The organism is Streptomyces sp. NPDC005775 (assembly GCF_042871565.1).
In the GTDB taxonomy this organism is placed as follows: Bacteria; Actinomycetota; Actinomycetes; order Streptomycetales; family Streptomycetaceae; genus Streptomyces.
Genome location: NZ_JBIAIU010000012.1, coordinates 67,231 through 80,505, shown reverse-complemented (window position 1 = coordinate 80,505; position 13,275 = coordinate 67,231). Strand labels below are relative to the sequence as shown.

At 70.6% G+C, this 13,275-nt stretch carries 11 protein-coding genes and 2 tRNA genes; 4 read left to right on the top strand and 9 right to left on the bottom strand.

Going from position 1 to position 13,275, the window contains the following annotated elements; translation table 11 throughout:
• Positions 1–301: 301 nt before the first annotated feature.
• Positions 302–375 (bottom strand) — tRNA-Lys (locus tag ACFYPA_RS26215).
• A gap of 183 nt (positions 376–558) precedes the next feature.
• Between ACFYPA_RS26215 and ACFYPA_RS26210 the strand changes: the two genes are divergently transcribed.
• The 4 genes from ACFYPA_RS26210 to ACFYPA_RS26195 all read left to right on the top strand — a co-directional run bounded on the left by ACFYPA_RS26210 (position 559) and on the right by ACFYPA_RS26195 (position 6,218).
• Entirely contained in the window at positions 559–1,890 is a 1,332-nt protein-coding gene (locus tag ACFYPA_RS26210; protein WP_389134472.1) for a peptidoglycan-binding protein, read from the top strand.
• A gap of 25 nt (positions 1,891–1,915) precedes the next feature.
• Positions 1,916–3,766, top strand: coding sequence for an SPFH domain-containing protein (locus ACFYPA_RS26205; protein ID WP_389134469.1), 1,851 nt, complete (start codon positions 1,916–1,918; stop codon positions 3,764–3,766).
• A gap of 158 nt (positions 3,767–3,924) precedes the next feature.
• Complete coding sequence (locus ACFYPA_RS26200; RefSeq protein WP_359082436.1) at positions 3,925–4,515, top strand: lytic polysaccharide monooxygenase auxiliary activity family 9 protein; 591 nt, start codon at positions 3,925–3,927, stop codon at positions 4,513–4,515.
• A gap of 26 nt (positions 4,516–4,541) precedes the next feature.
• Entirely contained in the window at positions 4,542–6,218 is a 1,677-nt protein-coding gene (locus ACFYPA_RS26195) for an AMP-binding protein (protein ID WP_389134467.1), read from the top strand.
• On the opposite strand, the gene ACFYPA_RS26190 is transcribed toward ACFYPA_RS26195, so the two are convergent.
• From ACFYPA_RS26190 to ACFYPA_RS26155, 8 genes are all read right to left on the bottom strand, one after another.
• Complete coding sequence (locus ACFYPA_RS26190) at positions 6,198–7,724, bottom strand: MFS transporter (RefSeq protein WP_389134465.1); 1,527 nt, start codon at positions 7,722–7,724, stop codon at positions 6,198–6,200. The two genes, ACFYPA_RS26195 and ACFYPA_RS26190, sit on opposite strands and share 21 nt — an antisense overlap.
• Before the next feature lie 130 nt (positions 7,725–7,854).
• Positions 7,855–7,928 (bottom strand) — tRNA-Lys (locus ACFYPA_RS26185).
• Positions 7,929–7,990: 62 nt separating this feature from the next.
• On the bottom strand, positions 7,991–8,749 hold the full coding sequence (locus ACFYPA_RS26180; protein WP_359082439.1) for an IclR family transcriptional regulator C-terminal domain-containing protein: 759 nt from the start codon (positions 8,747–8,749) through the stop codon (positions 7,991–7,993).
• 166 nt (positions 8,750–8,915) lie between these two features.
• A complete protein-coding gene (gene ehuA, locus ACFYPA_RS26175; RefSeq protein ID WP_389134462.1) occupies positions 8,916–9,767 on the bottom strand; it encodes an ectoine/hydroxyectoine ABC transporter ATP-binding protein EhuA in 852 nt (283 codons plus the stop codon).
• The gene (gene ehuD / locus ACFYPA_RS26170) at positions 9,757–10,401 is read right to left on the bottom strand and encodes an ectoine/hydroxyectoine ABC transporter permease subunit EhuD (protein WP_359082441.1); all 645 of its coding nucleotides are present in this window, start codon (positions 10,399–10,401) and stop codon (positions 9,757–9,759) included. Before ehuD ends, ehuA begins: the two co-directional genes overlap by 11 nt.
• Positions 10,398–11,135 carry an ectoine/hydroxyectoine ABC transporter permease subunit EhuC gene (ehuC, locus tag ACFYPA_RS26165; RefSeq protein ID WP_359082442.1) on the bottom strand — a complete coding sequence of 246 codons (738 nt, stop codon included), beginning with the start codon at positions 11,133–11,135 and terminating at the stop codon, positions 10,398–10,400. The genes ehuD and ehuC overlap by 4 nt, the downstream gene beginning before the upstream one ends.
• Before the next feature lie 19 nt (positions 11,136–11,154).
• Positions 11,155–12,057 (bottom strand): ectoine/hydroxyectoine ABC transporter substrate-binding protein EhuB, encoded by a 903-nt coding sequence (ehuB, locus tag ACFYPA_RS26160; RefSeq protein WP_359082443.1) that lies wholly within the window; start codon positions 12,055–12,057, stop codon positions 11,155–11,157.
• A gap of 256 nt (positions 12,058–12,313) precedes the next feature.
• Positions 12,314–13,273: a D-2-hydroxyacid dehydrogenase gene (locus ACFYPA_RS26155; RefSeq protein WP_359351612.1), complete on the bottom strand. Its 960-nt coding sequence runs from the start codon at positions 13,271–13,273 to the stop codon at positions 12,314–12,316.
• Between the last annotated feature and the right edge of the window lie 2 nt (positions 13,274–13,275).

Here is a 13,275-nt window from a genome sequence, read left to right as displayed (position 1 = left end):
GCGTGGTTGGCGCCGACGGCCACCAGACAGGCTGGCCGACCGCAGCCGTGACCGCAAGGGTGAAAGGGGTTAGTACCCGCTCATACGCACGATTTGTGGGGCTCTTGTGGTGAGGTGATGTCGAGGCGTATGGGGGTGTGCGTGAGGGGGCCTCGCGCCGCCGGCCCGCCGCGTTATCGCTGTCGGTCCCGCGTGCATAAGCTGTGCGTGAGCAAAGGGTGCACCGCGTGACGCATGTGCGGCGGGCGTGCGGGAACGAGCAAGGCCCCCTCACGCGTGGTGAGGGGGCCTTGACTCTGCGTGCGCCGCCAGGGACTCGAACCCCGGACCCGCTGATTAAGAGTCAGCTGCTCTAACCAACTGAGCTAGCGGCGCCTGCTGACCTGGAGAACTCTACCCGATCTCCGGCCGTGCTCCTGACCATTTCCCCTCCGTTGCGGCCTGTCGGATGGTCGTTTTTTATCGTCTATCCGTCAAAATGCGATATGTCAGGAGAGTTGAGACACTGGCGCCCGTACAGATGCGCCCAAAGATCTTGACGAGTGCGGAGGGAATCGCATGACTGTGCCGGCCTTCGAGGAGTACGTACCCGCCACCGACTGCACCTGTGCGGGATGCGCCGTTCAACGGCGCACCGCGGCCGCCGGACTGCCGATGCGGTACGGAGGGCATCCGGCCGCGCACGGCGCACGGCGCGCGATGGTGCTGGTCACCGCCGCCGGAGTGGTGCTGAGCGCCGGACTCGCGGACGCGGCGGCGGACCCGGCCCCGGGGACGGACCCGGGCCGCGCGGCCGATGCCATGGCATCCGACGCCGCGGCCATCGACGACGTGGCGACCGGTCCGGTCGGGCCGGGGCCCGACAGCCCGCAGGGCGGACCGGGGCCACTGCGGGGATCGGGGGCGTCGGGGCCACCGGCGTCCACGCCCACGCTGCCCACGACCACCCGGGCCGACATCATCAACCGCGCGAAGAAGTGGGTCACCGCTCAGGTCCCGTACAGCATGGAGAAGTACTGGTCGGACGGGTACCGCCAGGACTGTTCCGGCTATGTGTCGATGGCCTGGAACCTGGCCGGCAACGAATGGACCGGCAGCCTCGGCGCGATCGGCACCCGCATCGCCCGGGAGGATCTCCAGCCCGGCGACATCCTGCTCTTCCACAATCCGGCCGACCCCGCGAAGGGCTCGCACGTCACGATCTTCGGCGGCTGGACCGACTACACGCACACCCACTACACGGCGTACGAGCAGACCAAGCCGCACACCCGCAAGCAGACGACGCCCATGGCGTACTGGTCCAACTCGGGCAGTTACGTCGCCTACCGCTACAAGGGGCTGTCGAGCGGGAGCGGCGGCAGTGACTCGACGAAGACCTTGTTCCCGGGTGCCGCGAAGTTCGGCGCCGGTGCGAAGAACGACCACGTCACCCGGCTCGGCAGGATGCTCGTCGACCGGGGCGGCAAGCGCTTCTACAAGGTCGGCCCCGGCCCCGCCTGGAGCAGCGCCGACCGGCGGGCGACCCAGGCGTTCCAGAAGGCCCAGGGGTGGAAGGGCACGGAGGCCGACGGTATCCCCGGCCCCGACACCTGGCGCCTGCTCGTGAACGGACTCGGCCACGACATCCCCGCCGCGGGCGGTTCCACGACGGCCCCGGCCTTCCCCGGGCGCGGCTATTTCCGGCCGGGGCAGTCCAACAGCCATGTCGACAAGCTCGGCAAACAGTTGGTGAAGAAGGGATACGGCAAGTACTACCGGTCGGGCCCCGGTCCTCGGTGGACCGAGGCGGACCGGCGCAATGTCGAGGCCTTCCAGAAGGCCCAGGGCTGGCGGGGCACGGAGGCCGACGGCTATCCGGGTCCGGAGACCTGGCAGCGACTCTTCGCGTGACACGACGCACATGACGGAGGCGGGAATGCGATCCACGGTGTCGGACAGCTCCGGGTACCCGGAGAACCGGGAGGAACCGGAGTACGGGGAGGAGAGGTACGGGGCGGTCCCGGTACGGGAATGGGTGGGCCCGGACGGAGCGGGCCGGGTCACGGACGCCTGGGCCGCGGCGGCGGCGGGGACGGGCGAGCCGGATACGGGTCCGGGCGCGCCCGGGTCCGGACCGGCCGGGCCGCAGGGTGCGGCCGAGGACCCGGGGCCGGATTCCGTGGTCGACCTCGTGCTGGACCTGGTGCCGGGGGAGGAAGCCCGCGCACGCGGGGGCTCCGGCTTCGGCGCGACCTCGGCGTCCGTGTCGGTGCCGGCTCCGGGCCCGGGCCCGGCGGTGGACGTCGCGGCGAGCGCGCCGGTGGCGGAGGCGGTCGAGGTGGCGGAGGTGTCGGCGGTGCGGGACGCACCGGAGGTCGCGGACCTCGATGTGGTGGCGCCGGCCGCCGGTGAGCCGGAGGACGCGGTACCGGCAGGCGTCATCGCGTCCGGTGTGCTCGTCACGGTGGGCGCCGGCGCCGGCGCCGAGACGCACGGGTCGGCGGGGCCGGTCCGCGAGGTGTCCGCCCCCCTCCGGGACGCCGCCCCGCACACCGCGGACGTTCCCGGGCCGGGACTCGCCCCCGCCTCGCTCTCCCTGACGTTCACCGGCGAGGACACCGGCGAGTTCCGCACCGACACCGGCGAGTTCCGCACCGACACCCGCGTGGACACCGGCCGGCACCAGGCGGTCATCGCCAACGAGCGCACCGCCTCCATTCCCGTGCACCTGCTCTTCCGCAAGGAGCCCGGGACGGACGCCGCGGCGCTGCCCGCCACCGTCCTGCGCAGGGCCCCCGCGGGCGAGCAGCCGGCCGGCCTCCGGCGGCCGCCGGTGCCGAGGACCCCGCAGGTGCGGCCCTCGACCCGGCCCGCACCGGTCGCCGACCCCCGGCTCCACGAGCGGCCGGGGCCGTCCCTGCCCGGCTGGGTCGCGCTGCTCACCGGCTTCGGCGGGATCGCCGTGATCGGCGGGGCCCTGTGGTGGACCGGCGCGCTGCCGGCCCGGATCCTGTCACGGCTCGGGGTCGGCGTGCGCCCGTACGACGGACTCGGCCTCGGCACGTGGGCGGGGCTGGCGCTGCTGGTGACCGTGGTGCTCTTCGCGTTCGGCGGCCTGAGCCGGGGACGGGTCGGGTACGCGTGGGTGCTCACGCTCTTCGGCCGGTACCGGGGCAGCGTGCGGCGGACCGGCCTGATGTGGGTCAGCCCGCTGCTGCTGCGCCGCCGGGTCGACGTACGGCTGCGGCACTGGCGCAGCGAACCGCTCCCCGCGATGGACGCCAACGGCACCGCGCTGCGGGTCGTCGTGCTCGTCGTGTGGCGGGTCGAGGACACCGTGCGGGCGACGCTGGGGATCGAGGACCACGAGGAGTACCTGCGCGAGCAGGTCGAGGCGGCCATGGCGCGGGTCCTGTCCCAGCTGCCCGCCGACGCCTTCCACGAGGACGCGCACACCCTGCGCAACGCGGAGGCCGTCGGGGACGCGCTGACCCGGATGCTGAAGGCGGACTGCGAACCGGTCGGCGTCGAGGTGTACTCGGCGCAGCCGACCGGGATCGAGTACGCCCCCGAGGTGGCGGCGGCCATGCAGCGGCGCCGGATCGCGGCCATTGACGCCAAGCACCGCGACAGCGTGCTGACGTCGGTGGTGGACGCGGTGGACGACACCGTCAGCCGGCTGACCGCCCGGGGCCTCGTGGAGCTCGACGACTATGAACGCAAGTCCCTGGTCAAGGACTTGACGGTGGCCTTCTACACCGGCCGCAGCGGAGGCGACAGCGCCTGAGCCGTCCTGCCCGGCCCCTCGGAGGCAAACGGAATGCCGCTCTCATTGGTCTGGACATGTTCATGCTGCGTCCATAACCTAGGCCTTGGTCTAGACCGCACAACACGCGCGCAGCAGTGCTCATGCAACCTCCCCCACGTCTCCGAGGAGCGGCAGCAATGCGTAAGAAGACAGGCGCGGCCCTGGTCGGCCTCGCGATAGCGAGCGTCTCGATGTTCGCGACCAGCAGTGCGAGCAGCCACGGCTACACGGACAACCCGATCAGCCGTCAGAAGCTCTGTGCCAACGGCACGGTGACGGGCTGCGGCAACATCCAGTGGGAGCCGCAGAGCGTCGAGGGCCCCAAGGGCTTCCCGGCGGCCGGTCCCGCCGACGGTGCGATCTGCTCCGCCGGGCACGGCGAGTTCGCCCAGCTCGACGACCCGCGCGGCGGCAACTGGCCCGCCACACACGTCACCGCGGGCCAGGGCTTCAGCTTCCGCTGGCAGTTCACGGCCCGGCACGCCACGTCCGACTTCCGCTACTACATCACCAAGGACGGCTGGGATCCCACCAAGCCGCTCACCCGGGCGGCCCTGGAGTCGCAGCCGTTCATGACGGTGCCCTACGGCGGCAAGCAGCCGCCGGCGACCCTGACCCAGCAGGGCACCATCCCCACCCAGAAGACCGGGAAGCACATCATCCTCAGCGTGTGGAACGTCGCCGACACGGCCAACGCGTTCTACTCGTGCTCGGATGTTCAGTTCTGACGCACGGTCGGTTACCGTGCGGCGCCATGGGGAGCGCAGGCACCGTCGCGGAGCTCGTACAGCGCCAATGGGGCGACCACCGGCCCGGGTTGAGACATGAGGGCATCGTCCTCACTCACCACCAGGTCGCCTCGGGCGCTGCCGCACGGGCCGCGCTCCTGGCGGATCTGCTGCCGGCGGGCGGCGAACCGCACCTCGGGGTGCTGCTGGACAACACCCCCGAATTCCCACTGTGGTTGAGCGCGGCGGCCCTGGCCGGGGCCGCCGTCGCGGGCATCAACCCCACCCGCCGCGGCGCCGAACTGGCCCGCGACATCCTGCACACCGAATGCCGGGTGCTGATCACCGAACGCGCCCATCTTCCCCTGCTCGACGGCCTCGCGCTGCCGGGGGTACGGGTGCTGGTCACCGACACCGAGGCGTACAGCGCACTCCTCGCCCCCTACGCCGGGGCGCTGCCGGGCGACACGGTCCTGAAGCGGCCGGCCCCCACGACCCGGATGCTCCTGTACTTCACCTCGGGGTCCACCGGGGCACCCAAGGCCGCGATCTGCACCCAGGGGCGGCTGGCGGCCGCCGGGCAGTCGCTCGTCGGTCACTTCGCGATCCGGGGCGAGGACGTCCACTACATCTGCATGCCGATGTTCCACGGCAACGCGGTGATCGCCGACTGGGCCCCCGCCCTGTCCGCCGGGGCCGCCGTCGCCCTGCGTCGACGCTTCTCCGCGTCCGGCTTCCTGGACGACGTACGCGCGCACGGCGCCACGTACTTCACCTATGTCGGCCGGGCCGTGCAGTACCTGCTGGCCACCCCCGAGCGCCCCGACGACCGCGAGCACCCCCTGCGCCTCGGCTTCGGCACCGAGGCGGGCGCCGTGGACGCGGCCCGCTTCCGGGAGCGGTTCGGAGTGCGGCTGGTCGAGGGGTACGGCTCCTCGGAGGGCGGCGCAGCGGTCCAGCGGACGCCGGGCACCCCGCCGGGGGCGATCGGCCGGGCGTCGGACCACGACGATCTCGCGGTCGTCGACCCCTCCAGCGGCCGGGAGCGGGTCGCCGCGGTCTTCGACCCGGCCGGCACCCTGCTCAACGGCAGCGCCGCGATAGGCGAGTTGGTCAACCGGGGCCGGACCCCCTTCGAGGGGTACTGGCGCAACGAGGCGGCGGACGCCGCCCGGGTGCGTGACGGCTGGTACTGGACCGGGGACCTGTTCTTCCGCGACGCCGACGGCTTCCTGTACTTCGCGGGGCGTACGGAGGACCGGCTGCGGGTCGACAGCGAGAACCTGGCCGCCGCGATGATCGAGAACATCCTGGCCCGCTGGTGCGACGCGGCGGCCGTGGCGGTCTACGCGGTGCCCGACCCGGTCGCCGGTGACCAGGTCATGGCGGCCCTGGCCCTGCGCGACGGCGCGTCGTTCGATCCGGAGGCGTTCGCCGCCTTCCTCCGGGACCAGCCCGACCTGGGGACGAAGATGGCCCCCCGGTTCGTGCGCGTCGTCCGGTCGATGCCGGTGACGGCGACGAACAAGGTGCACCGGGTCGGGCTGCGGCGCGAGGGATTCTGGTCCGGGGGGCCACTGTGGTGGACCGGGGAGGGTGGCGCGTACGTACCGTTCGGCGACGGACAGCTCGGCCCGCTGGTGCGGGAGTACGAGGAGCACGGGCGCCATGGTCTGCTGTCCTCACACGGTGGAGGGTTCTGAGGCGCGCTCCGAAGCGGGCTCCGGGGCGGCCGTCCGCCGCAGGTGCGTCACCGCCAGAACGGCCCCGGCCAGCAGGAGCAGCGCGCCGGCCACGGCGGCGTACTGCATGCTGTGCACGAAGGCGTCCCGCCCGACCGCGATCAGTGAGCCGTCACCGGTGGACAGCGCCCCCGGCAGCGTCTTGCGGGCCACCTCCGGGGCCGCGTCCGGCATGTCCGCGGTGTAGACCGCGGTCGCCACCGCACCCAGCAGCGCCATCCCCATCGCCCCGCCGAACTCCTGCCCCGTCTCCAGCAGTGAGGCCGCCGAGCCCGCCTTCTCCGGCGGGCTGGTGGACAGGGCCAGGTCCGAGACGAGCGCCATCACGGTGACGATCCCGCAGCTCATCACGGCCGAGCCGATGAGCAGGACGGCCAACGAGTCCGTACCGGACAGGGCGAGGACGCCGAAGCCGGCGGCGGCGATGACGAAGCCGGCGCTGATCACCCGGGCGTGGTCGGTCCGCTGGGCGACGGCGGTGGCCGCCGGTGCGGCCGCGCCCACCGCCAGCGAGGGGGCGAGGCTCCACAGCGCGGCCTCCATGGTGCCCATCCCGAGCACGGACTGCAGGTACTGCGTGGTGAAGAAGGACGAGCCCATCATGGCGAACGCGGCCAGCGCGTTGAGGCCGATCCCGGTGGCGAAGTTCCGGTCGCGGAACAGCTCCCGGCTGATCAGGGCGTCGGTGCGGGTGCGCTGACGCCGGACGAAGAACCAGCCGACGACGAGCCCGGCGGCGATGATCAGGCCGTTCCGCGGGTCCATCCCCTCGGCGGCGGTCTCCTTGACCCCGTAGACGACGGGCAGCACCGCGCCCATGGACAGCGGCACGCTCAGGAAGTCGAAGCGCCCGGGGCTCGGGTCCTTGAACTCCGGCACCAGCACCGGCACCAGGATCAGCAGCAGCACCATCGCGGGCACGTTGATGAGGAAGACCGAGCCCCACCAGAAGTGCTCCAGCATGACTCCGCTGAGCACCGAACCCAGCGCGATCCCGCCCGCCATGGCGCCGGACCAGATGCCGATGGCCCGGCCGCGCTGCTGGTCGTCGCGGAACACGTTCCGCACCAGGCCCATGGTCGAGGGCATCAGCGTCGCGCCCCCGATGCCGAGCAGTGCCCGGGCCGCGATGAGCATCTCCGGGCTGGTGGCGTAGGCGGCGCCGACCGATGCGGTGCTGAACGCGACCGCACCGAACATCAGGAGCTTGCGGCGCCCGATCCGGTCGCCGAGCGAGCCCATCGTGATGAGGAGACCGGCCAGCGCGAAGGCGTACGCATCGAAGATCCAGAGCTGCTGGGTGGCGCTGGGCGCGAGGTCCCGGTCGATGGAGGGGATCGCGAAGAAGAGGACGGAGACGTCCATCGAGACCAGGAGGAGAGGGAGGAGCAGGACCACGAAGGCGGTCCACTCCCGACGGCCGGCGAGATCGCCGGGACGGGCGGTCGTGCTCGTGGGGTTCGTCATGCAAGGAAATATACGAGCGTGTATGACGCTTGTCTAGTACGCCTGTGTAAAACGTCTGTACATGAGCGCGGGCAGCACAAAACACACGAGGCGGTCTCCGTTGAACGGAGACCGCCTCGTGTGGTGTCTGTGCGCCGCCAGGGACTCGAACCCCGGACCCGCTGATTAAGAGTCAGCTGCTCTAACCAACTGAGCTAGCGGCGCCTGCTGACTCGAAAATAATACCTGGTCCTGCGGGGTGCTGATGACACCCGCCCCAGGAGGGGCTACAGAGCCAGTGAGAGGAGCACCGGCGCGGCCCGCCGGTTCAGCGTGTCCGCCGCCGCGCGCAGGCGGTGGGCGTCCTCGATCGGCAGGGACAGTGCCAGGCATCCCGCCGACGACCCCGCCGTCAGAGGCACCGCGGCGCACACCGTGCCGACCGCGTACTCCTGGAGGTCGAGCACCGGCACCGTCGCCGGCTGGCTGTCCAGCTTGGAGAAGAGGACCCGCTCGCTCGTGATCGTCCGCGAGGTCAGCCGGGCGGTCTTGTGCCGCGAGATGTGGTCGCGCCGCCCGTTCTGGTCGAGCTGGGTCAGCAGGCACTTGCCGATCGCCGAGGCGTGCGCCGCCGAGCGGAAGTCCACCCACTCGTTGACCGCGGGCGTCTGCGGGCCGTCGGCGTACTGCGTGACCCGGATCTCGCCGTCCACGTACCGGCTGATGTAGACCGCTGCGCCGACCGAGTCCCGCAACTGGGCCAGCGTCTGCTGGAGCCTGGCCTCCAGTGCCTGGCGGCGGGCCGCGCCCGAGCCGAGGAGCAGCAGCGAGGCGCCGGTGACGTACGCGCCGTCGGTGATCTGCTCGACGTACCCCTCGCGGCGCAGCGTCAGGAGCAGGGAGGTGAGATGCCCGAGGGGCAGTCCCGTCTCCCGGGCGATCTGCACGTCCAGCACGCCGTTGCCGTGCTTGGACACCGTTTCGAGAACACGCAGGGCGTACTGCACCGAATGGAACGGTGCGGTCGGTTCGGGCTTCAACGCCACGGTTTCCCCCTACCAGGTTGTGACCGCAAGCTTTGGCACCACGATAGCCGCCAAGAGGCCGTTCAGGGGCGGCCGTTGACTACTGGCTGGTGCGCCCCGGCTCTGTCAGCAGGGGCGCACCCGTCCGGCATATGCCGGAGTCACACACGATCGATGGATGCCGAGGTCACAGCACCGCGTTGAGGAATTCGCGAGTACGTTCGTGTGCGGGATCGGAGAAGATTCTTTCCGGCGAACCCGACTCCACGACCCGCCCCGCGTCGAACATCAGTACCTTCTTCGACACGTCCCGGGCGAAATTCATCTCGTGGGTCACACACAGCATGGTGATGTCGGTGTTCCTGGCGATGTCGCCCAGCAGCTCCAGCACGCCCGCCACCAGCTCCGGGTCCAGCGCGGACGTCACCTCGTCCAGGAGCAGGATCTCCGGCTCCATCGCCAGTGCCCGCGCGATCGCGACCCGCTGCTGCTGGCCACCGGAGAGCTGGGACGGATGCGCGTCGACCTTCGCGGACAGCCCGACGAGGTCGAGCAGCTCCCGGGCCCGGGTCTCCGCCTTGTCGCGGTCCATGCCCAGGACGTTGATGGGCGCCTCGGTGATGTTCTGAAGCACCTTCATGTTCGGGAAGAGGTTGAACTGCTGGAAGACCATGCCGATCCGCTTCCGCGCCTCGCGCAGGTGCTTCTCGGAGGCGGGCTTCAGCGAGCCGTCCGCCGCCCGCATGTGGGTCAGCGGGTCACCGTTGATCCGGATCACGCCGTCGCTGACCTTCTCCAGCGTCATCAGCAGCCGCAGGATCGTGGTCTTGCCCGAGCCGCTGGGCCCGATCAGGGTGACGTGCTCGCCGCGCTCGACGGTGAAGTCCAGGTGGTCGAGCACGACATGGTCGCCGTACCGCTTGACGACCTTGTCGAACCGGACCAGCGGATGGGCGGTGTCCTGGGGGGCGGGGACCGCGACGACGTCCTCGGGGGCCGTGGCCGCGGTCTTCTGCAGGGGGAGAGGTTCAGTGGCCAAGGCGCTTCTCCAGTTTTCTCATCAGGAGCGAGGTGGGGTAGCTCGCGATCAGGAAGATCAGTCCGGCGAGGGTGAACACCTCCATGTAGCGGAAGTGCTCGGTCCCGTAGTCACGGGCCTCGAAGACCATTTCGTGCACCGTGATCACGGCGAGGAACGGCGTCTCCTTGAACATGGAGATCGCGTAGTTGCCGAGCGCGGGCAGCACGTTGCGCACCGCCTGCGGCAGGATCACGGCCTGCAAGGTCCGCCGGGGAGTCAGCGACAGTGCACGGCAGGCCTCCCACTGGCCCTTCGGTACCCCGTCGATCCCGGCGCGGTACACCTCGGAGGTGTACGTGGCGTAGTGCACGCCCAGCACCACGATGCCGATGGTCAGCGGCTGCACCGAGCCGAACAGGGTCGCCGCGCCGACGAGTTGCACCAGCAGCGGGGTGGAGCGGATGAACTCCATCACCGCCTTCACCGGTACGGTCACCAGCCGGCTCGGGGCCCGTCCGGCGACCGCGATGGCCAGACCGAGCACCGCGGCGACCAAGGTCCCGAACACCGTGGCGAGCAGGGTCGTCCAGAACCCGTCGAGGAGCTGGGGGAACGCGTCACTGACGGCACCCCAGTCGAAATCGCTGTTCACCTGGCACCTCCGGCGGCCTGGGGGGCGGTCACGGCGCTGCGGGACTTCAGCAGGCTCTTCCCGTCGATGGCCAGGCCGAGCCGCCGTTTGGCGGCCCGCTCCAGCAGGTTCATCAGCAGGGTCAGCGCGTACGCCAGGACGAAGTAGCAGACCAGGAGCGTGACGTAGGCGGTGAGGGTCTCACCCGTACGGGTGCGCAGTTTCTCGACGGCGGTCATCAGGTCCGCCGCCGAGATCAGCCACAGCAGCGGGGTCGCCTTCAGTAGCTGGATCAGCAGATTGGTGAACGACGGGATCATCTGCACCCACGCCTGCGGAAGGATCACCTTGCGCAGGCGGTGCAGCGGCGACATGTTCAGAGCGAGCGCTGCTTCGTACTGCCCGCGCGGTACGGAGTTGACCGCGCCGCGCACCACTTCGGCGCCGTACGCCCCGAAGTTGAGGCCGAAGGCCAGCACTCCGCAGACCAGCGGTGTCACTTCGTACCCGCTCAGCTGCGGCATCGCGTAGTAGAGCCAGAACAACTGCACGTACAGTGAGGTGCCACGGAAGAACTCCACGACAACGCGGGAGACCCCGCGCGACAGCAGGAACCGGCTGAGCGACATCAGGCCGAAGACGAACGACAGGAGCAGCGCCACCAGCGCGCCGAACACCGTCGCCTCCAGGGTCACCCACAGGCCCGACCGCAGCTGCGGCAGATCGTCGGCGAAGGCCGAGAAGAAGTCATTCATGCGGTGGGTACCATCCCTGTCAGCCCTTGCACAGATCGGCCGTCTTCAGCGTGGCCGGCGGGAGTTCGGTGGCCCCGAAGCCGTAGTCGCGCAGGAGCTCCACATAGCGGGACTTGTCGGAGACGATCTTCTTCAGCTCGCGGTTGAACGCGTCCCGCAGCTCCTCGTTGCCCTTGCGGAAGACCGCGCCGCCTGGGCTGTACTGCTTCACGCCGTCCAGCTCGGGCAGGAAGGCCTCGGTGACCTCCGTCTCCGGGTTGGTCTTCGCCAGCCAGCGCAGCGAGATGCCGGTCAGCAGGAACGCGTCGACCCGGCCGCCCTTGACCGCGTCCGCGCCGTCCTGTGCCTTCTGCAGCGACTTGATCTTGTCCTTGGCTATCCCGGCACCCTCCGCGTACGAGGCCTCGACGGCTCCCGCCATCACACCGACGGTGATCCCGGCGGCCTTCGCCGAGGTGAGGTCGGTGACCTTCTTCGGGTTGCCCTTCTTCACCATCATCGCGGTCGGCGAGATGAACTCGGGCTCGGAGAAGAGGGCGTTGGCGCAGCGCTCCGGCGTGATTGCCATACCAGCGCTGACCACGTCGTACTTGCCGGCCTGGAGGCCGGGTATCAGGCTGTCCCATGCGGAGAGGGTGGGCTTCAGCTCGTCGACACCCAGCGCCTTGAAGATCTCGCGGTGCAACGTGGGCGCCTCGCCCTTGAGTTCCCTGCCCTCCATGTAGCCGTACGGCGCCTCGTCGGCGTAGGCGACCCGCACGAAACCCTGCTTGCGGAGCTTTTCGAGCGCGCCGTCGCCGTCGGCGGAGCCCTCGCCGGTCTTGCTGCACGCGGTGAGCAGACCGGGGACGACGAGCAGACCGCCCACGGCTGCCGATCGGTTGAGAAAGCCCCGGCGGGACAGGTTCGGGAAGTCAGCCATGGTTCGCAATCTCCTGAAGGGGTCGAACAGTCCGGACAGGGTTGACCCATGCCCGATCCCCTACGTCTATGCAGCGAGAAGTCGCATGTAACCGAAGGGTGGCCGGAGGGTGACCTTCCCGTGTCCGATTGTGGGCGGAGTGCGACGAACCGCACACAGGGTGTATTCCCTTGCGGTGTACGGCGAATGACGGGGTGTTATCCGGCAATGTTCGTCATGGGGCATTGAAGTGGGGTGTGACCGGCCCCGGTTGGGGTCACCCTTCCTTGTCCGTGCCCGCGATGTATCCGAGCCGCTTGTCCACCACGTTCGGCAACGGCTCCCCGGCGGACCACCGTTCGTACATCGCGACGAACTGCTCGCCCAGCCGGTCCCGCCAGCCGGCCGCGTCACCGCTCATGTGCGGCGACACGATCAGACCGGGGACGTCCCACAGGGGGCTGTCCGGGCCGAGCGGCTCCCGCGCGAACACGTCGAGCGCCGCCCCCGCGATCCACCGCTTGCGCAACGCGCCGACGAGATCCTCCTCGACCACCACCGGGCCGCGCCCCACGTTGATGAACCGGGCCGAGGGCTGCATCAGCCCGAAGAACCGGCTGTCGAACATCTCGTACGTCAGCGGCGTCAGCGGCGCCGCGCAGATCACCCAGTCGGCCCGGGCTGCCAGTCGGTCCAGGTCCTCGACCCCGTGGATCGTGCGCCGGGCCGTGCGTCCCACCAGGGCCACTTCGACGCCGAGCGCCATCAGCAGCCGGGTGATCTCCCGGCCGACCGGACCGGCGCCGACGACCACCGCGCGCGACCCCGCGACCCGGGCCGTCTCGCGGTGCCGCCACCGTCGGCGCCGCTGGAGATCCAGGGTGCCGGGGAGGTCCTTGGCGAACGCCAGCACGAGGCCCGCCACGTATTCGGACATCGGCTGCTCGAAGACGCCCCGCGCGTTGGTGACCACCGTGTCGCTCGCCACCAGCTCGGGGCAGAGCAGCCGGTCCACGCCCGCGCTCGCCGTGTGCACCCAGGCGGGGCGCGGACCGCCGCCCGGCCAGGCGGCCCGTACCGCGTCCGAGGTGAAGTCCCAGACCAGCAGGACGTCGGCACGGGGGAGCGCGGCGGCCAGACCGGCGCCGTCCGTGTGCCGGACCCGCACCCGTCCGATCAGCGCGCCGAGTCGGGGCGGTGGATCGGCGTCCAGGACGAGCAGGACGGGCTCCGGCATGG